Source organism: Lysobacter avium, from assembly GCF_015209745.1.
In the GTDB taxonomy this organism is placed as follows: Bacteria; Pseudomonadota; Gammaproteobacteria; order Xanthomonadales; family Xanthomonadaceae; genus Novilysobacter; species Novilysobacter avium.
Map to the genome: position 1 here is coordinate 1,441,355 of NZ_CP063657.1, position 24,106 is coordinate 1,465,460.

Consider the following 24,106-nt stretch of genomic DNA (forward strand, 5'->3'; position numbering starts at 1 on the left):
CGAGCCTGAGCCACCCCGCATTAGATCGCGGTGAATCTTTATCCTCCTGGCGCACCGCTTCCCATGGTCAGATGGACGTGGTGCTGTTGACCGTCATCGCTCAACGGAATCCTCGCAGCATTGCCGCTCAATCCTACCGGCGCGCCGTCCAGCATGGCGTCGCGGATGCCGCGGGTGGCGCCCGCGGGGTTGTCCAGCTGGATGTGATATTCCGAACCGCGGTGGCGGTAGATCATGGTGAAGCCGGGCCAGTCCGCGGGAATACAGGGATCCACCAAAAGGTGGTCGCCACGCAACCCGAAGCCGAGCAACGCCTCGATGCCAGCGCGGTATAGCCAGGCGGCGGAGCCCGTATACCAGGTCCATCCACCGCGCCCGGCCAGGGCGCCGATGGAATAGACATCGGCGCAGGACACGTAGGGCTCAACGCCGAAATGCTCAGCCGCTTTTGGCGATATCGAATGGCCGACAGGATTGAAGAAATCGAACAGCTCCCAGGCCTTGTCAGCCTCGCCCAGCGCGGCCCAGGCAAAGATCGACCAGATGCAGCCGTGGGTGTACTGCCCGGCGTTCTCCCGGACGCCGGGCGGATAGGCCTTGATGTAACCCGGGTCGTGGTGGCCGTTCTCGGCGAACGGCGGCGTAAACAGCCGCGCTAGGCGGTGGCGCCGGTCAACCAGTTCACGGTCGGTGGCATGCATGGCCGAACGGGCCCGGTCCGGATCGCCAGCGCCCGACATGACGGCCCAGGATTGCGCGATCGAGTCGATGCGGCACGCCTTCTGGCTGGCACTGCCCAACGGCGTCCCATCGTCGTAGTAGCCGCGCCGGTACCACTGACCGTCCCAACCTGCGCCTTCCATCGCCGCTTTCACGGTGAAAGGGCACACTCGCCTCAAGAACCTCGACCTCCCCGGTCACTTCCAAGTAGTGCAGCACCGAATACGGCAGCCAGAGCCGGTCGTCGGTCATCCGGCTGCGAAGGCCCTTTCCTCCCGGCGGCAACCACCAGTGCTGCACGTCGCCCTCGATGAACTGGCGCGAGGCGGCACGCAGCAAATGCTCGCGGGCGATGCCCGGGCAAGCGATGCAGAGCGCCATCACATCCTGCAGCTGGTCGCGGAAGCCGTACGCACCGCTGGCCTGGTAGTACGCCGTGCGCGCCCACATCCGGCAGGAGAGCACCTGGTACAGCAGCCAGTGGTTGAGCAGCAGGTTTGTCGCAGAATCGGGCGTTTCGACTTGGAGCGTTGCGGTGACATCTGTCCACCTTTGCCGGATCTCGCCCATCACCGCGTCCAGATCCAGGCCGCGAGCGCGCTGGACCAGATCACTGGCGGCATTGGTTGATTCCGCGTCGCCAATCAGGAAACGCAACTCCCCCGTGGCGCCGGGTCGATCTCCAATACGGACTGTAGCGCGGCGCAGGGATCACGGCCCGCGCCGCACCAGCCCGACAGTGATCCGCCTGCGTTGAGCGCCGCCGGTCGATCGACCGCGCCATGCGTGCCGAGGAACTCGCCGCGATCGCAGGTGAAAGCCGCCATGTCCACGCCGATGTCTGCGAAGGCGACGCGCTCGCCGAATGCCTCGCGCCAGCGATTGACCGCAAACACCGCGCCGGTTTGCGGATCCTGCGACGTCGCCACATAAGGGCCGGACGCGGTTCCGTTGGGGGCCAATGCCCACTGCAGGTAGCTGGTAACCGCAATGGCCCGACTGCGCCCCGACCCGTTGTCGATGCGCAGTCGGGAGATTTTGACCGCATACCCAGGCGGTACAAGCTGCAACAATTCGATTCGCAGACCGTCGAAATCGTGCGACCAACTGGTCCAGCCCCTGCCGTGACGTGTGACGCGATTGCTTGCCGCGCCCGATAGCGGGAGTGGCGTGGCGCTCCACAGGGCGCCGCTGTCGTTGTCACGCAGGTACACGACCTCACAGGCCTCGTCGGTAACCGGGTCGTTGGGCCAGGGCGTGAGCGGATTTTGCTGGCTGTTGCAGGAGAACGTGTGCCCGCCGCCCTCCGCAGTCGCGATGAAGCCGAAGTCAGGATTGGCGACGACGTTGCTCCACGGCGACGGGGTGCAGCGATCACCATCGGCGCGGATGAGGTACTCCTCGCCGTCCCCGCTGAAGCCGCCGTAGCCATTGTCGAACTGCAGGGAAAGCGCCGCAGCGACAAACCCGGCGTGATCGACCGGACGGAGGTCCGCGTTGGTTGGGAGCGCTGTCGGCTCCGGTCCATTGATCAGCGGCGCGTCCCACCCGTTTTCCGCCACGGCACGGGTAGCTACCGGCCTGGCCGCGACGCCGCCTGCCGGGACGATCGCCCGGGCCGCGCCGAGCAACCCTTCGTAGAGGCTCCGGTCAACGCCATCGGAGCGCAGATAGAACGCTTCCGCTTTCGGAAGACCTCCTCCAGCTTCGAGCTTCCGCATCTGCTCTGCGACGAGATCGACAAGCGACTGATCCCCTGCAGATCCCTTCGCGACACTTCCGCTTGCCAGCAAGACCACGTCCACGCCGATTCCCATCGACTGCCAGTAGCGTTGCGCGCGCAGCACTTCATCGACACGTTGGGGAGTTTCCTCCCCGTCGATCAGCAGCAGCGCGATCGGACGATCGCCGGATATGCCGGCCGCCCAGAGAACCGGAGCACCACCGGCCGCCCGGGCCAACGCCTCCGGTGATGTGCGCCACGCCGGGTTGGACACCAGCAGCGCAGCGAGCAAGCCGCACCAGCGCTCCGCGCAGGCGTGATCGACCTGGAACTTCGTCCTCCTCGCGATTTCGCAAACGCGCGCCTTTTCAGTGACGTGCCCGCAGTGTTCAGCCCCCGGCGAAGCCCTGGCCAGTGCCAGCGCTTTTACCCGCGTCTGCGCGGCGCAATTCCAGAATGCGATCCTCACCGTGGCACCGGCCGCGATTCGCACGCGGCGCCGCAGGCTGATCACGGCGTCCAGTACGTCGCCGCCGCTTCCGCCAAGTACATCGCCGTCGCGCAACGCCAACGCGTTCTCCAGACGGCGTCCGCGACCAAGGAATCCGCGGCGATCGCTCTCGTATTCGCAGGTATCGGTCGGCTGGCCTTCCACCCTCGCCACCTGGGCGATCCAGGTTTCCTTCTCGTCGGCGGATTTGCGGCGCCGGGTGGCGAGCAGCACCCCGCCCTCGGCCACCCACTCGGTGCGCACGAAAAGCTTGTAAAACGCTGGGTGAGATGCGTCCGCGGCGAGGGACCCAAGAACAGGCTCGCTATAGGAGGTCACCTCGATCACACGCGGCTGTGAGCTGCGATTGGTCATGCTCAGGTGCCGCAGCTCGGCGTCGCGATCGGCAGCCACGACCACAGTCATGGAGGTTTCCAATTCGTGCGCGATCCGTCTGCTGGAAAACACCCCATGCGCCGAATCGATGGCCACCTCACCAGCGGGCGAAGACATCGGCTGCCGGGTCGGTGACCACACCGCGCCGCTGTCGGCATCGCGCAGCACCAGGTAACTGCCCCACGCATCGCAGGTCGGATCTTCGCGCCACCGGGTCAACGCCCGGCCGCACCATCGACTCCACCCCGACCCGGCATCGGTCAACATGGTGGTGAATCGACCGTTCGACAGCAGGTGGACACGCTGCACGGCAATCGTCGCGGCGCTCGTATCGGGCATGTCTGATCCATCGGACCGCATGGAGTCTTGATCCTACTCCCCCATCGTTACGCGGCCTTGAAGGTCGATCCGCTACCGTCGCCGTATCGCAGCGGACGGATACCACGGTGACCGATGAGCGACTGATCGATCGTTTGCAGCGGGGCGCATTCGGCTACTTTTGCGGCGCGTTCAATCCGGTCAATGGTCTGGTCGCCGACACGAGCCGCGCGGGTTCGCCATGCAGCATCGCGGTGGTTGGCTTCTGCCTGGCAAGCTATCCGGTGGCGGTCGAGCGCGGATGGATCGGTCGGCGGGATGCGGTCCAACGGGCGCTGGCGACGCTGCGCTTCTTCCACGAGAGCGATCAGAGCGGCGCGGCGGGCGCCACCGGTCACAAGGGCTTTTACTACCACTTCCTGGACATCGATTCGGGCACGCGGACGTGGCGCTCGGAGCTGTCCACGATCGACACCGCGCTGTTCATTGCCGGGGCGTTGCTTGTCGCGCGCTACTTCACCCACGACACGCAGGATGAGCGCGAGTTGCGCTTTCTGGCCGACGCCCTGTACCTGCGTGTGGACTGGCAATGGGCCTGCGCCGACGAACCCACCATCCGCCAGGGCTGGAAGCCGGAGTGTGGCTTCCTGCACTACGGCTGGGATGGCTACGACGAAGGCATCCTGCTGTATGTGCTGGCCGCCGGCTCGCCCACCCATCCGATCGACAGCGACAAGTACGCCGCGTGGACTGCCACCTACCAGTGGGAAAACCTCTATGGCGAGGAGTTCCTGTATGCCGGGCCGTTGTTCGTGCACCTGTTCTCACACGCCTGGATCGACTTTCGCGGCATACGCGACCGCTTCATGCGCGAGAAGCGCAGCGATTACTTTGAAAACACCCGCCGCGCCATTGCCGTCCAGCGCGAGTACGCATGGCGCAATCCGCAAGGTTTTGACGGTTACGACCGCGACTGCTGGGGTTTGACCGCATGCGACGGTCCGGAAGAGGGCAGGCCGGAGCTGGCAAACCACCTGGGGCGGCTGTATGGCTACGCCGCGCGGGGGGTTCCCTACGGGCCGGATGACGGCACCTTGAGTGCCTGGCTCGCCCTGTGCTGCCTGCCCTTTGATCCCGGGGTCGCGCTGTCGGCGACCCACGCGTTGCTGCACCGGTATCCACAAACCCTGCGCACGGAGCGCTTCGCCAGCGCATTCAACCCCTCACTCGCAGACGACGACGGCGCGCCGTGGGTATCCGCCGGCGCCTTCGGACTGGATCAGGGATTGGTGGTGATGATGGTGGAGAACCACCGCACCGGGCTGATCTGGAACCTGATGCGCGACTGCGAATACCTGCGAAACGGCTTGAAAAACGCCGGGTTCGGCGGAGGCTGGCTGGAATGAACTCCCTTACCCGTGAGGGCGCGGTTACCAATGCGCCGGCAGACGACTACGAAGCAGAACGCCTGGGTAACGTGCGTCCGTCCGCCTGGCGGAATCCGGACCCGGCGCCGAGATATGACCTGGTCATCCTCGGCGGTGGCACTGCGGGACTGACCGCCGCTGCAGTGGCGCGCGAGCGCGGCGCGAGCGTGGCCCTGATCGAGCCACGCCTGCTCGGTGGCACATGTCTCAACACGGGATGTGTCCCATCCAAGGCACTGATCCACAGCGCCCGGATCTTCGCCGAGCTGCGCGACGCCAACAGGTACGGAACGGCGGACGTTGGCCCGGTGCAGGTCGATTTCGCTTCCGTAATGGAACGGATGCGCGGGATCCGGGCGCGGATCAGCCGGGGCGATGCCGCATCGCGGTTGGCGGCCATGGGTACGGATGTTTTCTTCGCCTCGGCGCGATTCACCGCCGCCGATTCGCTGCATGTCGGCGGGACCGAACTGAAGTTCGACAAGGCGCTGGTAGCCACCGGGGCGCAGCCTCTGGTCCCTGCCATTCCGGGGCTGGCCGAATGCGGCTTCCTGACCAGCGATACCGTCTTTGACCAGACCTCCCTGCCGGAGCGCATCGTGGTGATCGGCGGCGGCCCGCTCGGATGCGAAATGGCCCAGGCCCTGTGCCGCTTCGGCGCCCGGACCACGATCGTGCAGAACTGGCCGCTGTTCCTGCCGCGGGAAGAACGCGACGCAGCGCAGATCCTGTCGGGGGCCTTTGCCCGCGATGGCCTGGAGGTGCGCCTGAACACCCGCGTTGTGGACATCCGCATGGACGGCGAGCGCCGCATCGCCGAGCTGCTGAGTGACGACAACAGGAGCACCCTGGAGTTCGATGCCATCCTTACCGGAACCGGCCGATCACCCCGCGTGGAGGGAATGGACCTGGAACTGGCCGGGATCGAGTACGACGGCCGCCGGGGAGTGCATGTCGATGATTGCCTGCGGACCAGCAATCCGCGCATCTTTGCCGCCGGTGACGTGTGTCTGGCGCACCGCTTCAACGACACGGCGCGCGCCTCGGCACGGCTCGCAGTGGCGAACGCCCTGGCCGGTGCGAACCAGCGCTGGAGCGAGTTGGTCATCCCCTGGTGCACCTACACCGATCCGGAGATTGCCCACGTGGGCATGTATGTCCGCCAGGCGCGGGAAAAGGGCATCGGGGTGCGGACCTTTACCGTGCCGATGCATACCGTGGACCGGGCGATCACCGACGGTCACGACGAGGGCTTCGTCAAGATCCACGTGCGCGACGGCACCGCCGAGATCCTCGGGGCCACGATCGTCGCCCGCCACGCCGGCGAAATGATCAGCGAGATCACCCTGGCGATGGTCGCCAAACTGGGCCTCGACACGCTGTCGCGGGTGATCCACCCCTACCCCACCCAGTCCGAAGCCATCCGCATGGCGGCTGATGCGTTCGTGCGCAGCGAGCGTGGCCCGGCCGTCACGAGGAAATTGCGAGACTGAGGCGACTACGGAGTCACGCACTAATCGCAAACGCATTATTTGAACAAGGAGGCGCGAGATGAAACTCGGCATGATCGGCCTGGGACGCATGGGCGCCAACATGGCCCGCCGCCTGATCCAGGGCGGCCACTCGATCGTTGGATTCGATCCGGACCCGGATGCCCGCAAGGCGCTGGAAAGCGACGGCGCGCAGACCGCCGACAGTCTCAAGGCGCTGGTCGAATCCCTGCCCGGACCGCGCAATGTCTGGATGATGGTCCCCGCTGGCGACATTACCGAAAGCACGGTAGGCGACCTGCTGGCGCTGCTGGATGCCGGCGACACCCTCATCGACGGCGGCAACTCCAACTACAAGGACACCGTGCGGCGGGCGAAATCGCTAGCCGAGCACGACATGCATTACGTGGACTGCGGCACCAGCGGCGGTGTCTGGGGCCTCGCGGAAGGCTACAGCCTGATGATCGGCGGGGAGCCGGCCCCGGTGGAAGCGCTGCGCCCGGTGTTCGAGACGCTCGCCCCCGCGACCGACCAGGGCTGGGGCCACGTCGGCCCGCCCGGCGCCGGCCACTTCACCAAGATGGTCCACAACGGCATCGAATACGGAATGATGCAGGCCTACGCGGAAGGCTTCGCGATTTTGCAGCACAAGCAGGAATTTTCCCTGGACCTGCACCAGGTCGCCGAGATCTGGCGCAACGGCAGCGTGGTGCGCTCGTGGCTGCTGGACCTAACCGCCCGCGCCCTGGACGAGAACCCGACCATGGACGGGATCGCCCCGTGGGTGGACGACTCGGGCGAAGGCCGCTGGACCGTGGCGGAGGCGATCGATCTCGACGTCTCGGCCCCGGTAATCACCCTCGCCCTGCTGGAGCGGCTGCGCTCGCGTGACAAGGACTCCTACTCCGACAAGCTGCTGGCGGCAATGCGCAATCAGTTCGGCGGGCACGCGATCAAGAAGGAGTGACGCCGGCGTTACACTGACACTCCACACCGCCGTCGCTCGATGCGCCCGAAGCCATGCGTAATCCCCTGCAGGACCAGTTGCTGAAAGCCGGCCTGGTCAAGAAAAACAAGGTCACCCAGGTCGTCCGCGAACAGAACAGGAAGCGGCACGGCAAGGGCTCGCCCAACGCAGCGCCCGAGCCCGACGCGGTCGATGCCCAGCAACTGCTCGCCGAGCGCGCCGAGCGCGACCGCGCGCTGTCGGCCGAACGCAACGCGCAGGCGCGGGCCAACGAGCTGAAGGCGCAGGTGCGCCAGATTGTGGAGATGCACCGGGTCAAGCGCGAGGGCGAGATCGACTACCGCTTCACCGACGGCAAGGCCATCCGCAGCTTGCTGGTCAACGAGGCGTTGCGCGCCCAGCTCGCCAAGGGCGCACTGGTGATCGTGCGCCACGGCGACAGCCATGAACTGGTGCCGCGTGCGGCCGCGGAAAAGATCCGCGAGCGTGATCCGGATGCGATCGTGCTCGACCACGGCCGCGGCGCCGACGCCGCGGGCGATGCGGATGAGGACGATGATTTCTACAGCCAGTTCAAGGTGCCCGACGACCTGGTCTGGTAGTCACACCGGCGCCGCTCAGCCTAGCAGCGCCCTCGCCCGCTTGACCACGTTGTCGACCGTGAATCCGTAGGCGTCAGCCAGTGCCTGCATCGGCGCGGACGCGCCAAAGCGATCGACCGACAGCACGTCGCCGCCGTCGCCGACCCAGCGATGCCAGCCCTGCGCGCTTCCGGCCTCGACCGCCAGCCGCGCAGTGGCCGCAGGCGGCAGCACCGAGTCGCGGTAGTCGCGCGGCTGCGCCTCGAACAGGTCCCAGCTCGGCATCGACACGCACCTCACGCTGACGCCGTCGCGCCGGAGCCGTCCCGCGGCCTCCACGATCAGGCTGACCTCCGATCCGCTGGCGATCAGGATGATCTGCGGCGAGTCGTCGGCGTCGGCATCGAGCACGTAGGCGCCCTGCCTCAGGCCATCGGCAGCGGCGTAGACCTCCCGGTCCAGCGTGGGCAGATCCTGGCGGGTCAGGATGAGCATCACCGGCCGGTCGCGCGTCTCCACCGCAACGCGCCAGGCCACGGCGGTCTCGTTCGCATCGGCCGGGCGAATCACGCTGAGCCGCGGGATTGCCCGGAGGCTGGCGAGCTGCTCGACGGGCTGATGGGTCGGACCGTCTTCGCCGAGCAGGATGCTGTCGTGGGTGAACACATGGATCAGATGCAGCCCCATCAGCGCCGCGAGGCGGATCGGCGGGCGCATGTAGTCGGAGAAGACGAGAAAGGTTGCCCCGTACGGGATGAAGCCGCCGTGGGCCGCCATGCCGTTGACGATCGCGCCCATCGCGTGTTCGCGAACGCCGAAATGCAGGTTGCGGCCGGACAGGCTCCAGCCACCTCCGTCGGAGCCCTGCGGGTCTTCGCCCGCTTCCAGCGGTGGATTGAAGTCGCCCATTCCCTTGAGGGCTGTCTTGGTGGAGGGATCCAGGTCGGCGGAACCGCCCGACAGTTCCGGCAACTTGGACGCGAGCGCGTTCATTAGCTTGCCGCTGGCAACGCGGGTCGCCATCCCCTTTGCATTGGCCGGAAATACGGGGATGTCGGCATCCCAACCGTCCGGGAGCACGCCCTCCAAGCGCCGGCGGAGTTCCGCCGCCAGCTCGGGATGGGCGTCGGCATAGGCCTGCATCCGGTGGTTCCAGGTCTCTTCCTGGTCGGCGCCCTTCCCCACTGCGGTCTGCATGGTGGAGAGCGCCTCGTCGGGAACCCGGAACGCCGGCTCCACCGGCCAGCCCAGGTTCTGCTTGGTCAGGCGCACCTCCTCCTCGCCGAGCGGCGAGCCGTGGGCCTCGAAGCTGTCCTGCTTGGGCGAGCCGTAACCGATATGGGTGCGGACCAGGATCAGTGACGGCCGCGCGGATTCAGCGGCGGCCGCGCGGATTGCCGCGTCGATGGCCGACAGGTCATTGCCATCCTCGACCCACTGCGTGTGCCAGCCGTAGGCGCTGAAGCGCGCTTCGCAGTCCTCGGTGAAGGCGATGTCGGTGGCCGCGGACAGGGTCACGAAGTTGGCGTCGTACAGGCAGGTCAACTTGCCCAGCTGCAGGTGGCCGGCGAGCGAGGCGGCCTCGGAGGCGACGCCTTCCATCAGGTCGCCATCGCTGGCCAGGACCCAGGTTCGATGGTCGACGACCTTGTGCCCGGGCCGGTTGTAGCGGGCCGCGAGCTGCGCCTCGGCCATCGCCATCCCGACCGCGTTGGCGAATCCCTGCCCGAGTGGCCCGGTGGTCACCTCGACGCCCGGCGTGTGCCCGCGCTCGGGATGGCCTGGAGCCTTGCTGCCCCACTGGCGGAACTGCTTGATGTCCTCCAGCGAGACGTCGAAGCCGCTCAGGTACAGCAAGCTGTAAAGCAAGGCCGAACCATGCCCCGCCGAGAGGACAAAGCGGTCCCGGTCGGCCCAGTCGGGGTTGCGAGGGTTGACCTTCAGCCAGCGCGACCACAGCACATAGGCCATCGGCGCCGCGCCGAGCGGGAGTCCCGGATGTCCGCTGTCCGCCTTCTGCACCATGTCCACGGACAGGAAACGAAGGGTGTCGATACAGAGCTGGTCGATTCGCGCGGACATGCTGCTACCTCACTGTTCGGTGGACGGGTCCTCCAGGGCGGCGTCAACGGTCTCCTGTGCATCCTTGAGCAATTGCTTCAGATGGTCGGCGTCGCGGAAACTCTCGGCGTAGATCTTGTAGATGTCCTCGGTCCCGGAGGGACGGGCGGCAAACCAGCCACTGGCAGCGACGATCTTGATGCCGCCAATGGAGGCATCGTTGCCCGGCGCCTTGTCCAGCACCTGCTGGATGGGCTCGCCGGCAAGCTCGGTCCGTGTGATGGCCTCCGGGGTCAGCGCAGCGAGTGCGCGCTTTTGTGGCTTGGTCGCGGGTGCTTCCACCCGATCGGTGAACGGCTCGCCATAACGGTCACACAGCTGGCGGTAGACCACGTCGGGATCGTCGCCGCCGCGGGCGGTGATTTCCGCGGCCACCAGCGCCGGGGCGATGCCGTCCTTGTCAGTTGTCCAGACCGATCCGTCGCGCCGCAGGAAGGAGGCCCCGGCGCTTTCCTCCCCGCCGAATCCGAGCGCGCCGGAAAACAGCCCGTCGACGAACCACTTGAACCCCACGGGCACCTCGTACAACTGCCGGCCCAGCCCGGCGGCAATGCGATCGATCATGGCGCTGCTGACCACCGTCTTGCCGATGCCGGCACCCGCGCCCCACTGCGGCCTGTTGCGGAACAGGTAGTCAATGGCCACGCAGAGGTAGTGATTGGACGGCATCAGCCCGGCGCTGGCGGTCACGATGCCGTGGCGGTCGTGGTCGGTATCACAGGCGAACGCCACGTCGTAGCGGTCCTTCATGGCGATCAGCCGGCTCATCGCGTATGGCGATGACGGGTCCATACGGATGCGCCCGTCCCAGTCCAGGCTCATGAAGCCGAACTGCGGATCCACCTGCTCGCTGACCACGTCCAGCGCGATCCGGTAGTGCTCGGCGATGCGGGCCCAGTAGTGGACGCCAGCTCCGCCCAGCGGGTCAACGCCCAGCCGCAGGTCAGCGCTGCGGATCAGGTCGAAGTCGATCACGTTGCCCAGATCGGCGACATAGGCCGACAGGAAGTCGTGTTCGACGGTGGTGTCGGCGGCGCGGGCGCGCCCGCCGGTCCAGCGCCGCACTTCGGCCAGGCCGTTGGCGAGGCTCGCGTTGGCATGCTTCTGGATCCAGCCGGTGACGTCCGTATCCGCCGGGCCGCCGTTGGGCGGGTTGTACTTGAAGCCACCGTCCGCCGGCGGATTGTGCGACGGCGTGATCACGATGCCGTCGGCACGACCGCGCTCGCGGTTAGCGTTGTGGACGAGGATCGCGTGGGAAATCGCCGGCGTCGGCACGGGCTCGTCGCCCGCCGAGACGCGCACCTGGACGCCGTTGGCGGCCAGCACCTCCAGCGCGGTCTCCAGCGCCGGCGCGGAGAGCGCGTGCGTGTCGGCGCCGATGAAGATCGGGCCGTCGATGCCCTGCCCCTCCCGGTACGCACAGATGGCCTGGGTAATGGCGAGGATGTGGTCCTCGTTGAAACTGCCTTCCAGCGAGGAGCCGCGGTGGCCGGAAGTCCCGAACGACACCCGCTCGGCCGGGTTCGACGCGTCCGGGCGGGTCTGGAAGTACGCGTTGACCAGATGACCGACGTCGATGAGGTCCCGTGCTTCGGCGGGGGTGCCGGCGCGTGTGTCGATCCGCGTGCCCATCAGCTGCGACCCCGCGCCGCGCGGTAGCGCTGGATCAGGGTATTGGTGGAGCTGTCGTGGGTCAGCGCGGGCGCGTCCGTGGCCTTGAGTTCCTCCGCAAGAGGCGTCGCCAGCTGCTTACCGAGCTCGACGCCCCACTGGTCGAAGGAATCGATGTTCCACAGGGTTCCCTGCACGAATACGCTGTGCTCGTAGAGCGCCACGAGACTGCCCAGCGCATGCGGGGTCAGCCGGTCGGCAAGAATGGTGTTGCTGGGACGGTTGCCGTCAAATACGCGATGCGCTTGCAGCGCTTCGGCGGTGCCCTCGGCCTCGACCTGGGCGGGCGTCTTGCCGAATGCCAGCGACTCGCCCTGGGCCAGCAGGTTGGCGATCAGGAGATCGTGCTGGTCGCCGGCAACCGTATCCGCACCGGCCTCAGCTTGCAGCGGCAGCGGGTTCAGCGGATGGCAGAAGCCGATGAAGTCGCACGGCACCAGACGCGTGCCCTGGTGGATCAACTGATAGAAGGAGTGCTGCCCGTTGGTGCCGGGCTCGCCCCAGTAGACCGGCGCGGTCTGGTAGTCGACCCGGCTGCCATCGGCGGTCACGTGCTTGCCGTTGCTCTCCATCGTGAGCTGCTGCAGATAGGCGGGAAACCGGCTCAGGTACTGCGAATAAGGCAGCACCGCGACCGTATTGGCGCCGAGGAAATTGTTGTTCCAGATTCCCAGCAGGGCCATCAGGACTGGCAGGTTGCGCTCCATCGGGCCGCTCCGGAAATGCTCGTCCATGGCGTGGAAGCCCGCCAGCATCTCGTGGAAGCGCTCCGGGCCGATGGCCAGCATCGTCGACAGGCCGATCGCGGAATCCATCGAATAGCGTCCGCCCACCCAGTCCCAGAACCCGAACATGTTGGCGGTGTCGATACCGAACGCCTCCACCCCTTCGGCATTGGTGGATACCGCGACGAAGTGCTTTGCGACCGCCGCCTCATCGCCCAGCGACTGCATGCACCAGGCTCGGGCGGCATGCGCGTTGGTCAGCGTCTCCAGGGTGGTGAACGTCTTGGAGCAGACGATGAACAGGGTCTCGGCCGGATCCAGACCGCGGGTGGCCTCGGTAAAATCCGTGCCGTCCACGTTGGACACGAAATGGAACGATAGCTCGCGCTGGCTGTAGAAACGCAGCGCCTCATAGGCCATGACCGGCCCCAGATCCGAGCCGCCGATCCCGATGTTGATGATGTTGCGGATCGGCTTGCCGGTGTGGCCCGTCCACTGGCCGCTGCGCACGCGATTGCAGAACGCCGCCATCCGGTCCAGCACGGCGTGTACATCGGCCACCACGTCCTCGCCGTCCACCACGAGCTTGCTGCCAGCGGGCATGCGCAGGGCGACGTGCAACGCCGGACGGATTTCGGTGACGTTGATCCTCGCACCGGCAAACATCGCCTCCCGTCGCTCCTCCAGGCCGCAGGCACGCGCCAAGTCGACCAGGAGGTCGAGGGTCTCCCGGTTGACCCGATTCTTGGAGTAATCCAGGTACAGACCGGCACCCTCCGCAGCCATCCGCGTGCCCCGCTCCGGATCATCGGCGAACAGCTCCCGAAGATGGCGCGGCGCCATCCACGCCAGGTGCTCTTCCAGCGCCTTCCATTGCGGTTTCCCGGTGAGCGACCCGTCCTTCATCAGGCGCGTTCCTCTCCGGCAAGCATGCGGCTGCGTGACTCTATGGTCGCCAGCAGCTCTTTCCACGACTTCACGAACGCCTCTGCGCCCTCGACCTGCAAGCGGTCCGCCAACGCGGGAATATCCACCCCCGCCGCGGAGAAGCGCTCGAGCACCGCCTTCGAATCACCGCCGTCCAGCGCCATGCCCCCCCCCAGTCGGCCGTGGTCGGCAAACGCGTGCAAGGTCTTCTCGGGGATCGTGTTGATGGTGTCGGGTGCCGCGAGGGCCTCGATGTACAGCGTGTCGGATGCGTTCGGGTCCTTGGTGCCGGTGCTGGCCCAGAGCATCCGCTGCGGTTGCGCGCCGCGCGCTGCAAGCTTCTGCCAGCGCGGCGAATCAAGAAGTTCGCGGTAGGCCTTGTAGGTCTGCTGGGCGACCGCGATGCCCAGCGTGTTGTGCATCTCCTCGGGCACCTTGTCGGCGACGGCGCGGTCCCAGCGGCTGACGAAAAGCGACGCCACCGAGGCCACACGGGCGTCCAGTCCGGCTTCCAGCCGCCGCTCCAGCCCGCGCATGTACGCCTCGGCCACCGCCAGGTATTGCGCCGTCGAGAACAGCAGCGTCACGTTGACCGGCACGCCGGCGAAGATCGACTCCTCGATCGCCGGCACCCCTTCAGGCGTGCCCGGAATCTTGACGAAGAGATTCGAGCGGTCGCCCTGGTCGTGGATCGCCTGGGCGGCGGCAATGCTGCCGGCGGTATCGGAGGCCAGCAGTGGGGAGACTTCCATCGAGACCCAGCCATCCACGCCGTCTGTGGCGTCATGGACCGGCTTGAACAGGTCCGCCGCCCGGCGCAGATCCTCCAGCGCGAGCTCCATGAACAACGCTTCGCCCGACTGTCCCTCCCCCGTCTTCTTGCGCATTCCTTCGTCGTAGGCATCGCTGCCGCCGATCGCCTCGTTGAAGATGCTTGGGTTGGACGTAAGGCCGCTCACGGAGAAATCGGCGATATACCGCGCCAGCGTGCCGTCATCCAGGATGGTTCGGGAAATGTTGTCCAGCCACAGGCTCTGGCCCATGTCGTGAAGTTTTCGAGTCGTGCTCATGCGTCCTCCGGTATGCGGCATCGGCCAACATGGTAGCTCCGGGGATGCGAGTGAGCAGTGCCATTGACCGGTCGGTGCGGCGCAACGGGTGTCCGCGTCTGGTCAGCAGGGATCGCTCTGCTCGGGCTGCGGGTCCTGCCAATGGCGGCCGCCGGTGACAAGCTCGTCGGCGGATTCCGGACCCCAGCTTCCCGGTTCATAGATGGTGAGCGGGGTGTTGTGATTGCCATGCGAATCGGGCAGCACCGGTTCAACGATGCGCCAGGCTTCTTCCACCGAATCGTCGCGGGTAAACAGGCTGGTGTCGCCTTCGATTGCGTCGCCGAGCAGCTGCTCGTAGGGCGATTTGCCTTCATCGCGCGAGCTTCGCGCGACCAGCTCGACCTGCCGGCCCTCCATCCCCTCGCCGGCCTTCTTGACGCGAGCGCCGGTGGAGATCACGACTTCGGGGCTCAGCCGGAAGCGGAAATAATTGGACTCGGCGAGCGAGATCGAGTCGAAGATTTCCAGCGGCGGCGGCTTCAGGTCGACCATCACCTGGGTGCTGGTGATTGGCAGCTTCTTGCCGGCGCGGATGTAGAACGGCACTCCCGCCCAACGCCAGGTGTCGATGTACAGCCGCAGCGCGACGAAGGTCTCGACCTGCGAGTCCGCGGCAACCCCGGTCTCGTCGCGATAGCCACGGAACTGCCCGCGGACCACATCCTCCGGGCGCAGCGATCTGGTGGCGCGGAACAGGCGCAGCTTCTCGGCGCGCAGCGATTCCGGATCGCGGCCCGCCGGGGCATCCATGGCCAGCAGGGACATGACCTGGAGCAGATGGTTCTGGACCACGTCGCGGATCGTGCCGACCTCCTCGTAGAACGCGCCACGCCCCTGCACGCCGAAGTCCTCGGCCATGGTGATCTGCACGCTGTCGACGTAGGTGCGGTTCCAGACCGGCTCCAGGAAGGTATTGGCGAAACGGAAATACAGCAGGTTGCGCACGGCCTCCTTGCCCAGGTAGTGGTCGATGCGGAACACCGACGATTCGGGAAACACCGCGTGCAGTTCCCGGTTGAGCTCCCGCGCCGAGGCCAAATCCCGCCCGAACGGCTTCTCGACGATCACCCGCGCATTGGCGTTGCACCCCGAAGCGGCCAGGCCCTGGACCACCGTGCCGAACATGCTGGGAGGGATGGCCAGGTAGTGGATTGGTCGCGAGGCCGAACCCAGCGCCTGTTTCAGACCGCGGAATGTCTCGGGGTCGCTGTAATCGCCGTCGATGTAGCGCAGCTGTTCGCACAGGCGGGCAAAGGCGTCCTCGTCCACGCCGCCATTGGCTTCAAGGCTGGCGCGCGCCCGCTGACGCAGGCGCTCCAGCGACCAGCCGCCGCGGGAGACACCTATCAGGGGCATGTCCAGCTCGCCGCTGCGGATCATCGCCTGCAGCGCCGGGAAGATCTTCTTGTACGCCAGGTCCCCCGTGGCGCCGAAGAAAACGAATGCGTCTGAGACGGGTGTGGCCATGCCGCTGCTCCGGTAAGTCGACCCGTCGATTTTGCCTACCCGAACGTGATGGCAGGCGAATGGCCAGGCGAGCGCCCGATCAGCCGTGCCCGCGACCCATGCACGGCGCGAACAGGTCCTGGCTCGGGTCGTAGACGGTCGTGTCTACCTGCATCAGCCCCAACACCGAACTGAAAAGATTGTCGTGCGTGGCAGGTGCGTCGAGGCGCTGGCGCATGCAGCCGCTGTCGATATGCCGGTCCGCCGCCAGCGCTGGTGAAAGCCACATCACCATGGGCACCTTCAGCTGGGTGGCCGGCGCGATCGCGTAAGGCATCCCGTGCAGATAGAGATTGCCCTCGCCCAGCGATTCGCCGTGGTCGGAGACATAGATCACCGCACTGTCGCGGGTGTCGTCCGCGCCCAGGGTTTCGATCAAACGGGCGAGGAAATGGTCGGTATAGAGGATCGCGTTGTCGTAGGCGTTGACGATCTCCGCCTGGCGGCACTTGCCCAGGTCCGCCGATTCACACACCGGGAGGAACCGGCGGAACTGATCCGGGTAACGCTGGTAATAGCTCGGCCCGTGATTGCCCAGCTGGTGCAGCACGATCACCTGATCGCGATCCTGGGCGTCGATCTTCGCCCGCAGGTCGTGCAAGAGGACCTCGTCCAGGCAGCGCTCCGTGTTGCACAGTTCCGGAACGCGGGCGTCCACGAGGGATTCAAACGGCAAGCCGACGCATACGCCCTTGCAGCCGCCCTGGTTGTCGCGCCACAGGGTCGCGATGCCCGCGTGGTCGAGCACGTTGAGCAACGACTCCGACTCCCTGATCGCCCGCTTGTCGTAGCCACGTCGCCCCTGCGCGGAGAACATGCAGGGCAGGGAGACATCGGTGCTGGAGCCGCACGCGCTCACGTCGGTGAAGTTGAGGACATCCAGATTGGCCAGCTCGGGCGTGGTCTGGCGCGCGTAGCCGTTGAGGCCCCAGTTCTGGGCCCGCACGGTTTCGCCCACCACGATCACCAGCACCCGCGGTTTGCCGTCGCCGCGCCCCACAACGAGGGCGTCGCTGCCGACCGGTTGGCGTGCGCGGACGGCCGCCGCGGGATCCTCCGTCGCGACCCGTATCAGGGAGACGAGGTAGTTGCCCGGGGCGATCAGGTGGCGCAACTCCGTCCGGTTGCGCATCAGCGCCGAGATATCCTGGAACGACACCAATAGTGCGCCGGTGGTCACGGACGCGACGGCCACCATGAGGACCACACGCCGCAACAGCGCGGGCGCGGGCGCTTGCGCAGGAATCCGCGTCCACCAGACCATCGCCACGGGGATGAGTGCGGCCAGCACGGGCAGCGCCAGCCCGGGCGTCAACAATTCGCGGGCCTCGCGGCTGTCGGTATGCAGGACGTTGCGGATCATGTCGGGATCCAGATAGACGCCGTAATGGTGGGAGTAATAGCCGGCCAGCGCGGTGACCACCAGCAGCACCGACAGCACCGGTTTGGCTGTCCAGCGGTTCATGACCACGCACAGGAGCAGGAAATGCAGGCCGGTCATCGCCGTTGCCAGCGACGCGGCCGTCACCCAGCCGCGTGCGCCGTCCAGCGCACCGGTCCCGGCGTAGGCACGCCAGAACGCCGCGTTGCAGGCGACGGTAAAGAAGATACTCGCAGCGAAGGCCATGCCCTCCTGACTGACCGAGGGGCGCCACACCGATACGCGACGACGCGCGTCGCTGGTTTGGACGACGGCGCTCATGCCGACGCCCCCTTCCCGTTCGGGCGAAGGAGCCACGTCGATCCGCCCAGTGCCACCAGCCAACAGATGATCAAGGTCCACAGGTCGTGGGACAGGAAGTGCGCTCCGCGCAACTGCTGGCTGATCCCGAACAACGCGCCCACCCCCAGCGCAACCGCAAGTCCCGCCCACCGCCAGCGCGGTCGCACGGCGCAAAAGAAGAAGTAGAGCGTCACCCACGCGTAACCGGCGCTCGCGTGACCGGCCGGAAAGCACGCCGCGCGACCCATGCTCGGCGGCCGCGCATCAAACAAGCCGACGAACGGCTGCAAGCCACCGTAGCGCTGCAGGTCCCACGGACAATCCATCCCGCTACCTGCCTTGAGCAGCGATACGGTGACCGCTCCTGCCACCGTTGCAACCGCCAGATAGCCGAGTGGGCGACGCCACCGGGCCAGCCTGCGATCGAAAAGACTCCACACCCATGCCAGCAAGACCCCCAGCCACGCGGCGGCGGAGACGGTCTTGCCGGCCTCGTGCACCACCGTTGTGGTGATCCAACTCTCGCGCAGGGCCCACGTGTGGCCTTGGGCCGCGTACAACAGGTCCGCAAGTAAAAAATCGCCGCCTGCATTGATCAGCATTACGCTGGCTGCGGCCGCCGCCAGGAGCGGATATACAAGGTGATGGCGCAGGAAAGCGCGCTTTGGCCTCCCCGTCGAGGGAAGGCGTTCGGATGGACAGAACTCGTCGGATCGCGTTGCGTGAATGGCGGGCACGTCGGAACTACGGGAGGGGACCAGCGCCAAGCATGTGCGCACCGTTGTAGCGATCTCTCAGCCATTTCTCAGGCGTTCGTTATCGGTCGCCAGCGGCCCGGACTAGACTTGCCTGGATCCGTGCCCCAGCAGAGCCAATGTCCGACTCCCTGAAAATCCTGATCGTGGAAGACCAGCACGATATCGCCGCCAACATCTGGGACTTCCTGGAGCGCCGCGGCCACGAGGTCGACCACGCCGCCGACGGCGAGACCGGGCTGATACAGGCCCTGCGCATCGCATTCGACGTGATCGTGCTGGACCTTGGCCTGCCCCGCCTGGACGGACTGGACCTGTGCCGGCAGCTGCGCGAGGCCGGGCATGGAACACCGGTGTTGATGTTGACAGCCCGCGACACGCTCGACGACAAGATCCGCGGGTTCCATGAGGGCGCGGACGACTACATGGTCAAGCCGTTTGAACTCAAGGAACTGGAAGCGCGCATACGGGCATTGCACCGTCGCGGTGCGCCCTCGCCACTGGTGCCGCTCGTAACCGGCCCGCTGGAACTGGACGTCCAGGCGATGGTCGCCAGTCGCGGCGGTTCCCGGATCGCGCTTACACGCAGCCAGAGCAGCATCCTGGAGCTGCTGATGAAACGATCACCCGGAGTGGTCACCCATGACCTGCTGATCCGGGCCGTTGCGGGCAACCGCGGCGGCGATGCAGCCTCCCTGCACACGCATATGTATGACCTTAGGAACCTGGTGGACAAGCCGTTCGACACGCCACTGATCCGCACCGTGCACGCCATCGGCTACCGCCTGGTGCCACCCGAATGAGGTTCCCGTTGCCGCTGCGCACGCGCGTGACCTTGCTGTACACGGCCATGGGCGCCGTCCTGAGCGTGGTGTTTGCGCTGGGCGTGGTGTTCATCGCCGAGGAGTACGAGCGCGTCCTGGTGGACTCCATCCTCACCGGCCAGGCACATGATTACGCCGAACGGCTGCAGCGCGAGCCCGGTATCGACCTTCCACGCAGCGACCGGGTCAGCGGCTATCAGCTGCTGCCGGGCAACCGCGGCGAAGTTCCGGACGTATTCCTGGCGCAGGCACCGGGGATCCGTGAGGTACGCGACCGGGATGGCGACGAGGTGTTCCTGGGCGTGTTCGATACCGCGGCCGGACGCCTGTTCTTTGTGATGGACCTGCACGACATTGAAGCGCTGGAGCGCTACCTCGCCTTCGTCCTCGCCGTGGTGGTGCTAGCAGGAACCGCTTTCAGCGCGTGGCTGGGATGGCTCCTGTCGGGTCGGGTCGTGCGCCCGGTCCAGAAACTGGCCGAGTCCGTCGCCGCGTTGCCGACCCAGCCCGAGCGCACGGCGCTCGCAGCCCAACTGCCGCCCGACGAACTGGGACAGCTGGCCACGGCGATTGATGATTACCAGGCCCGCCTGGCCGCTGCCGCCGAAGCCGAGCAGGCTTTCCTGGGCGATGCCAGCCACGAACTGCGCACACCGATTTCCGTCGTGCGCGGCGCGACCGAGTTGCTGCTGGAGGACAGCGCCGACATGCCGGCCCTGCAGCCCCGTCTGCACCGCCTGGACCGCGGCATCCGTGAACTGTCGGAACTCATCGATGCCCTGATGCGGCTGGCCCGCCACCGGGTGGATTTGGCAGAGTCGGTGGAACTGCGCGGCTGGCTGTTGTCCTGCTTGAAAGGGGTTCCTTCGATCGCCGACGGATCGGTGAGCGTCGCCCTGGAAGGCCCCGAGATCGACATGGAACTGCCGGCGAGCGACGCGACCCTGATCGTCCACGGCGTGTTGCGCCGCCTGCTGCCTCCGGGCGTGCAGGGAGCGCTGCGTGTCTCGATCTGCGACAGCAGGATCTCGTTCGTGTTCGACGGCGATGACTCCCGGCGACCCACCACCTCGAGGCCCCGCCCTGCCAGCAGCGACCGTCGCCTTGGCCTGACCCTGGTCGGCCGGCTTGCCCACCGCATCGGCTGGGAGATCGACGACACCAACGCCGCCTCAGGCATCGTCGATATACGACTCGCTCAGGGATAGGACATCGCCCTGCCGTATCCTGTGGCGTCCCCGCACCACCGCTTGATGCGCCCCGCAACAGTAGGGAATCCTGATGTCCAGCAAGTTCAATGGCAGCCGCAACGACAATGACGACACCCCCGATACGGGCATCGAGCCCCACGCCGACCTGCGCGATGCGGCCGGCAAGCTGCTGGGTGGAATCGTCCGCCGCGATGGCGAATGGGTGCTCGGCATGGACGGCAAGATGGTCGGCAGCTCCGACAGCGCCGCCACCATGCTTGCCCTCATCCGCCGTGCCGCCTCGATGCACGAGCGCACCGGCGCCACCGCAACGCTCAAGTTCTCCGATGCGCTGCGCGATGCCGCCAACGCGGAGGCGCGACAGCTCGGACTGGAGTTCCAGCAATTCGAAGCCCAGCTTGACGAGAAAATGAAGACCACCCCATCCTCATCCGCGAGCAGCGCGGCCGACCGCAGCGGGCTGCACTGAGCGCCCCGAATCACATCCCGGCAACCGGAAACTGCACTGAGGCCTGGAATCCGTCTGCCCGGTCAGTGGCGGGCGAGGCCAATTTGAGCTCGGCGCGTGCCGCCGTCGCAACGGTCGAGACGATCGCCAATCCCAGCCCATAGCCGGGCGCTCGACCGCTGCCGCGGACGAAACGCTCGGTCAGCTGTGCCAGCTCGGCGGGGTCCAGGACGTCGCCGGCATTGACGACGCTAAGCCGCGCGTCTGTGGTCAGTTCGACATTGATGGGACGTCCCGGCGCGCCGTGTTTCAACGCGTTCTCGATCAAATTTCGCGCCAGGATCGCGAATGCGTCTGCATCGATCGGTGAGAGGACCGGCCCATCCGGCGGCAGCGTCAGCTGGATGGGAACCGTGGCCACGCGTTGCAGGTCTCCCACAACGTGGTTCAGCAGCATCGCCAGGTCCTGGGGAACCTCCGCAAGCACGCTCCCGCCCTCCGCCTTTGCCAGTTGCATCAACTTCTCTGCGAGGCGCGCCAGCTCCCTCAGCGATGCCTCGATCTGCGCTGCGCGCTCCTTGACCGGTCCGTCGGCCGCCTCATGGCGGAGACGCTGCACCTGGGCAAGCGCGGCCGCCAGCGGGGTGCGCAGCTCGTGCGCACTGTTGGCGGTGAACCTGCGCTCGGTCTCAAGCGCACGCCGCAGGCGATCAATCAGGTTGTTGACCGCATCCGCGCTCGGACGGATTTCCAGCGGCAAGGGCGCGGTCTGGATCGGCGAGAGGTCACCTACGCCTCGGGCTTCGACCGCGCGTCGATAGGAGCGCACGCTGCGCAGGCTGAAACGCACGAACAGCCAGACGCCCAGCAGGCTGGCGGGCACCAGCAACAGCAGTGGCAGCAGAAGGGCAAAGGTGGCATCCCGCGCGGCCTTGCGGCGATATGACAGGGGTTCGGCGACCTGCAGGAACAGCGTGTCGCGCAGTGCACTGGCGCCGTACACGCGGTGAGTCGGCGTCGTGCTGAAGCCCTGCATCGTCGGTGGGCCAAAGACCGTCAGGTCGGCGTCGCGCGATTGCAGCAGGATGGTGCCCTCGCGGTCGCGCACCAGATACGCGACCTGGCCGGGAAGCGCATTCAGTGGCGCCACCCTCTGCTGGGTAAGTGGCTCTTCGCGATTGAGGATGTCCATTACCGCGAGCGGCAGGATCCGCTGCGCAGCGCCCTGCATCGCATCGTCGAACGCATCGTCGAGCCGGTTCTGCACGATCAGCCCGGACAGGGCGGTCGCGACCACCCACAACACGACGATCCCCAGAGTGAGGCCGTAAACGAGCTGCTTCTGCAGACTGCCCGCCGCCTTCATGGCTGCTCGAGCCGGCCCAACCGGTAGCCCATGCCGCGGACGGTATCGACCACGTTGAAGCCGAGCTTTTTACGCAGGTGGCTGACATGGACCTCCACCGCATTGCTCTCTATCTCGGCCCCGAACTCGTACAGGCGTTCCTCCAACTGGGACTTCGACAACAACGCGCCCGGGCGCTGGAGGAAGGCTTCCAGCAGCGCCCATTCCCGCGCCGTCAAGGCGATGGCTTCCCCTTCGCGCTGGATGCTTCGATCCGTCAAGTCGATGGACAGCTCTCCCAGTTGCAACCGCGGGTTCGGATTGCCGCTGTAACGACGCGCCACGGCAGCCACGCGGGCGGACAGTTCCGACAGGTCGAACGGCTTGACCAGGTAGTCATCTGCCCCGGCGTTGAGGCCGGCAATGCGGTCGGACAGCTGGTCCATGGCCGTCAGGATGATGACCGGCGTGCGGTCGGCGGCCGAGCGCAGGCGGCGCAGGAAATCGATGCCGCGACCGTCGGGCAGCATCAGGTCGAGCAGGAGAAGGTCGTACGCAGTCGAGCCGATCGCCAGTTGCGCGTGAGCCAGGGTCTGCACCCAATCCACCGCGTGTCCGTCATCGCCGATCTGCTCGCGCACGGCCTGGCCCAGGTCGGCGTTGTCCTCGATCAACAGTACCCGCATTGCAAAAAACCCCCGCCTTAAGGCTGGCATCAGGATGCTCCGCCAGAGTCCACGTTGCACCCACTCAAAGGAGATCGCGCTCATGAAACTGCTCACTCTGACCGGCGTCGTCCTCGTCGGCCTCGCCTTCAGCGGCGGCGCACTGGCCAGTGACGACTGTACCGATCCCGTAGCCGACTGGCAGCCGCGGGAAGTCCTGCGCCAGCAGCTGGAACAACAGGGCTGGGAAGTCCAGCGCATCAAGGTCGACGACGGCTGCTACGAAGTCCGCGGGACCGACAAGCTGGGAAACCGCTTCAAGGCCGAGTACTCCCCGGCATCGCTGCAGATCCGTGAGCTGAAGATCAAGTTCGACGGCAAAGGCGGCGCCCGCGACTACCTGGACCGAAAACCGGACCAGAGGGCCAAGTGAAGTCCGCCACCCACCCGATTGCAGGAGCAACAACATGAACAAGCTCGTCCTATCCCTCTGCCTGGCCGGTGCCATGGCCCTGCCCGCACTGGCTGATGCCCGGCCGGTCACCCTGACCACCCAGATGAAAGCCCACGGCGGTGACGGCGCCTACCTGGCCATCTATGTCACCGATGCCGCGGGCAAGTACCACAAGACACTCTGGGTCTCGGGCAAGAAGTCGAAGTACTACAAGAACCTGCGCGACTGGGCCCGCGGCAGCGGCATGCGGGCGAGCGAGTTTGACGGCGTGAGCGGCGCGAGCGTCGGCAGCGGGCGCACCCTCAAGGTCACCGCCGAACTTGAGGACGCGTTGATCGATGCCGGCTATGAAATACGGATCGACACCGCGGTGGAGGACGGTCGCGACAATCCCGCCGACGTGCGGGCGCCCCTGACCAAGGCCGGCAGCGGCAAAGCGACTGCGGGGCGCGGTTACGTGCAGTCATTCACTTACGACATGTAATCGATCGGCCTGAAGGAGGT

At 66.5% G+C, this 24,106-nt stretch carries 20 protein-coding genes and 1 pseudogene; 9 read left to right on the forward strand and 12 right to left on the reverse strand.

Annotated elements, in window-relative coordinates:
- Window positions 1–38 precede the first annotated feature (38 nt).
- From INQ42_RS06525 to INQ42_RS06535, 3 genes and pseudogenes are all read right to left on the reverse strand, one after another.
- Window positions 39–863 carry a GH36-type glycosyl hydrolase domain-containing protein gene (locus tag INQ42_RS06525; protein ID WP_228064294.1) on the reverse strand — a complete coding sequence of 275 codons (825 nt, stop codon included), beginning with the start codon at window positions 861–863 and terminating at the stop codon, window positions 39–41.
- A gap of 70 nt (window positions 864–933) precedes the next feature.
- Window positions 934–1,290 (reverse strand): annotated as a pseudogene (locus INQ42_RS12915) (GH36-type glycosyl hydrolase domain-containing protein); the annotation flags it as partial.
- A 74-nt stretch (window positions 1,291–1,364) separates the two neighbouring features.
- On the reverse strand, window positions 1,365–3,668 hold the full coding sequence (locus INQ42_RS06535; RefSeq protein WP_194033571.1) for a hypothetical protein: 2,304 nt from the start codon (window positions 3,666–3,668) through the stop codon (window positions 1,365–1,367).
- A gap of 107 nt (window positions 3,669–3,775) precedes the next feature.
- On the opposite strand from INQ42_RS06535, the gene INQ42_RS06540 reads away from it, so the two are divergent.
- From INQ42_RS06540 to INQ42_RS06555, 4 genes are read left to right on the forward strand one after another with little or no spacing between them, the layout of a single operon-like run.
- Window positions 3,776–5,053 carry a glucoamylase family protein gene (locus INQ42_RS06540; protein WP_194033572.1) on the forward strand — a complete coding sequence of 426 codons (1,278 nt, stop codon included), beginning with the start codon at window positions 3,776–3,778 and terminating at the stop codon, window positions 5,051–5,053.
- Entirely contained in the window at window positions 5,050–6,567 is a 1,518-nt protein-coding gene (locus INQ42_RS06545) for a mercuric reductase (protein WP_194033573.1), read from the forward strand. The genes INQ42_RS06540 and INQ42_RS06545 overlap by 4 nt, the downstream gene beginning before the upstream one ends.
- A gap of 58 nt (window positions 6,568–6,625) precedes the next feature.
- Window positions 6,626–7,531 carry a phosphogluconate dehydrogenase (NAD(+)-dependent, decarboxylating) gene (gene gnd, locus INQ42_RS06550; RefSeq protein ID WP_194033574.1) on the forward strand — a complete coding sequence of 302 codons (906 nt, stop codon included), beginning with the start codon at window positions 6,626–6,628 and terminating at the stop codon, window positions 7,529–7,531.
- Between the two features lie 53 nt (window positions 7,532–7,584).
- Entirely contained in the window at window positions 7,585–8,133 is a 549-nt protein-coding gene (locus INQ42_RS06555; RefSeq protein WP_194033575.1) for a DUF2058 domain-containing protein, read from the forward strand.
- A 15-nt stretch (window positions 8,134–8,148) separates the two neighbouring features.
- Here the strand turns inward: INQ42_RS06555 and tkt are convergent, their stop codons facing one another.
- The 7 genes from tkt to INQ42_RS06590 form a co-directional block, all read right to left on the reverse strand.
- The gene (tkt, locus tag INQ42_RS06560) at window positions 8,149–10,194 is read right to left on the reverse strand and encodes a transketolase (RefSeq protein ID WP_194033576.1); all 2,046 of its coding nucleotides are present in this window, start codon (window positions 10,192–10,194) and stop codon (window positions 8,149–8,151) included.
- A gap of 9 nt (window positions 10,195–10,203) precedes the next feature.
- Entirely contained in the window at window positions 10,204–11,868 is a 1,665-nt protein-coding gene (gene pgm / locus INQ42_RS06565; RefSeq protein WP_194033577.1) for a phosphoglucomutase (alpha-D-glucose-1,6-bisphosphate-dependent), read from the reverse strand.
- Complete coding sequence (gene pgi / locus INQ42_RS06570; protein ID WP_194033578.1) at window positions 11,868–13,538, reverse strand: glucose-6-phosphate isomerase; 1,671 nt, start codon at window positions 13,536–13,538, stop codon at window positions 11,868–11,870. The genes pgm and pgi overlap by 1 nt, the downstream gene beginning before the upstream one ends.
- Entirely contained in the window at window positions 13,538–14,629 is a 1,092-nt protein-coding gene (gene tal / locus INQ42_RS06575; protein WP_194033579.1) for a transaldolase, read from the reverse strand. The genes pgi and tal overlap by 1 nt, the downstream gene beginning before the upstream one ends.
- 102 nt (window positions 14,630–14,731) lie before the next feature.
- A complete protein-coding gene (gene zwf / locus INQ42_RS06580) occupies window positions 14,732–16,138 on the reverse strand; it encodes a glucose-6-phosphate dehydrogenase (protein ID WP_194033580.1) in 1,407 nt (468 codons plus the stop codon).
- A gap of 79 nt (window positions 16,139–16,217) precedes the next feature.
- Window positions 16,218–17,879: a phosphoethanolamine transferase gene (locus INQ42_RS06585; RefSeq protein WP_194033581.1), complete on the reverse strand. Its 1,662-nt coding sequence runs from the start codon at window positions 17,877–17,879 to the stop codon at window positions 16,218–16,220.
- A complete protein-coding gene (locus INQ42_RS06590) occupies window positions 17,876–18,667 on the reverse strand; it encodes a phosphatase PAP2 family protein (RefSeq protein WP_194033582.1) in 792 nt (263 codons plus the stop codon). The genes INQ42_RS06585 and INQ42_RS06590 overlap by 4 nt, the downstream gene beginning before the upstream one ends.
- 119 nt (window positions 18,668–18,786) lie before the next feature.
- Here INQ42_RS06590 and INQ42_RS06595 point away from each other — a divergent pair, with 119 nt between their 5' ends.
- The 3 genes from INQ42_RS06595 to INQ42_RS06605 all read left to right on the forward strand — a co-directional run bounded on the left by INQ42_RS06595 (window position 18,787) and on the right by INQ42_RS06605 (window position 21,159).
- Window positions 18,787–19,458, forward strand: a complete 672-nt coding sequence (locus INQ42_RS06595) for a response regulator transcription factor (RefSeq protein WP_194035790.1) — start codon at window positions 18,787–18,789, stop codon at window positions 19,456–19,458.
- The gene (locus INQ42_RS06600) at window positions 19,455–20,687 is read left to right on the forward strand and encodes a sensor histidine kinase (RefSeq protein WP_194033583.1); all 1,233 of its coding nucleotides are present in this window, start codon (window positions 19,455–19,457) and stop codon (window positions 20,685–20,687) included. The genes INQ42_RS06595 and INQ42_RS06600 overlap by 4 nt, the downstream gene beginning before the upstream one ends.
- A 73-nt stretch (window positions 20,688–20,760) precedes the next feature.
- On the forward strand, window positions 20,761–21,159 hold the full coding sequence (locus INQ42_RS06605) for a hypothetical protein (protein ID WP_194033584.1): 399 nt from the start codon (window positions 20,761–20,763) through the stop codon (window positions 21,157–21,159).
- Between the two features lie 10 nt (window positions 21,160–21,169).
- Here INQ42_RS06605 and INQ42_RS06610 read toward each other — a convergent pair whose 3' ends face one another.
- Together INQ42_RS06610 and INQ42_RS06615 are read right to left on the reverse strand one after the other, a co-directional pair.
- Window positions 21,170–22,504 (reverse strand): sensor histidine kinase, encoded by a 1,335-nt coding sequence (locus INQ42_RS06610; protein ID WP_194033585.1) that lies wholly within the window; start codon window positions 22,502–22,504, stop codon window positions 21,170–21,172.
- Window positions 22,501–23,169 carry a response regulator gene (locus INQ42_RS06615; protein ID WP_194033586.1) on the reverse strand — a complete coding sequence of 223 codons (669 nt, stop codon included), beginning with the start codon at window positions 23,167–23,169 and terminating at the stop codon, window positions 22,501–22,503. The genes INQ42_RS06610 and INQ42_RS06615 overlap by 4 nt, the downstream gene beginning before the upstream one ends.
- 82 nt (window positions 23,170–23,251) lie before the next feature.
- On the opposite strand from INQ42_RS06615, the gene INQ42_RS06620 reads away from it, so the two are divergent.
- Together INQ42_RS06620 and INQ42_RS06625 are read left to right on the forward strand one after the other, a co-directional pair.
- Window positions 23,252–23,581 carry a PepSY domain-containing protein gene (locus tag INQ42_RS06620; RefSeq protein ID WP_193983162.1) on the forward strand — a complete coding sequence of 110 codons (330 nt, stop codon included), beginning with the start codon at window positions 23,252–23,254 and terminating at the stop codon, window positions 23,579–23,581.
- A gap of 34 nt (window positions 23,582–23,615) precedes the next feature.
- Entirely contained in the window at window positions 23,616–24,086 is a 471-nt protein-coding gene (locus INQ42_RS06625) for a DUF2271 domain-containing protein (RefSeq protein WP_193983164.1), read from the forward strand.
- Window positions 24,087–24,106 lie beyond the last annotated feature (20 nt).

What these genes read in the sequence shown, in the direction of transcription:
- tal (WP_194033579.1), bottom strand. Translation starts at nt 14,629, where the DNA reads ATGAGCACGACTCGAAAACTTCACGACATGGGCCAGAGCCTGTGGCTG.
- INQ42_RS06545 (WP_194033573.1), top strand. Translation starts at nt 5,050, where the DNA reads ATGAACTCCCTTACCCGTGAGGGCGCGGTTACCAATGCGCCGGCAGAC.
- INQ42_RS06525 (WP_228064294.1), bottom strand. Translation starts at nt 863, where the DNA reads ATGGAAGGCGCAGGTTGGGACGGTCAGTGGTACCGGCGCGGCTACTAC.
- INQ42_RS06555 (WP_194033575.1), top strand. Translation starts at nt 7,585, where the DNA reads ATGCGTAATCCCCTGCAGGACCAGTTGCTGAAAGCCGGCCTGGTCAAG.
- gnd (WP_194033574.1), top strand. Translation starts at nt 6,626, where the DNA reads ATGAAACTCGGCATGATCGGCCTGGGACGCATGGGCGCCAACATGGCC.
- pgi (WP_194033578.1), bottom strand. Translation starts at nt 13,538, where the DNA reads ATGAAGGACGGGTCGCTCACCGGGAAACCGCAATGGAAGGCGCTGGAA.
- INQ42_RS06610 (WP_194033585.1), bottom strand. Translation starts at nt 22,504, where the DNA reads ATGAAGGCGGCGGGCAGTCTGCAGAAGCAGCTCGTTTACGGCCTCACT.
- zwf (WP_194033580.1), bottom strand. Translation starts at nt 16,138, where the DNA reads ATGGCCACACCCGTCTCAGACGCATTCGTTTTCTTCGGCGCCACGGGG.
- INQ42_RS06585 (WP_194033581.1), bottom strand. Translation starts at nt 17,879, where the DNA reads ATGAGCGCCGTCGTCCAAACCAGCGACGCGCGTCGTCGCGTATCGGTG.
- pgm (WP_194033577.1), bottom strand. Translation starts at nt 11,868, where the DNA reads ATGGGCACGCGGATCGACACACGCGCCGGCACCCCCGCCGAAGCACGG.
- tkt (WP_194033576.1), bottom strand. Translation starts at nt 10,194, where the DNA reads ATGTCCGCGCGAATCGACCAGCTCTGTATCGACACCCTTCGTTTCCTG.
- INQ42_RS06620 (WP_193983162.1), top strand. Translation starts at nt 23,252, where the DNA reads ATGAAACTGCTCACTCTGACCGGCGTCGTCCTCGTCGGCCTCGCCTTC.
- INQ42_RS06600 (WP_194033583.1), top strand. Translation starts at nt 19,455, where the DNA reads ATGAGGTTCCCGTTGCCGCTGCGCACGCGCGTGACCTTGCTGTACACG.
- INQ42_RS06535 (WP_194033571.1), bottom strand. Translation starts at nt 3,668, where the DNA reads ATGCCCGATACGAGCGCCGCGACGATTGCCGTGCAGCGTGTCCACCTG.
- INQ42_RS06625 (WP_193983164.1), top strand. Translation starts at nt 23,616, where the DNA reads ATGAACAAGCTCGTCCTATCCCTCTGCCTGGCCGGTGCCATGGCCCTG.
- INQ42_RS06605 (WP_194033584.1), top strand. Translation starts at nt 20,761, where the DNA reads ATGTCCAGCAAGTTCAATGGCAGCCGCAACGACAATGACGACACCCCC.
- INQ42_RS06615 (WP_194033586.1), bottom strand. Translation starts at nt 23,169, where the DNA reads ATGCGGGTACTGTTGATCGAGGACAACGCCGACCTGGGCCAGGCCGTG.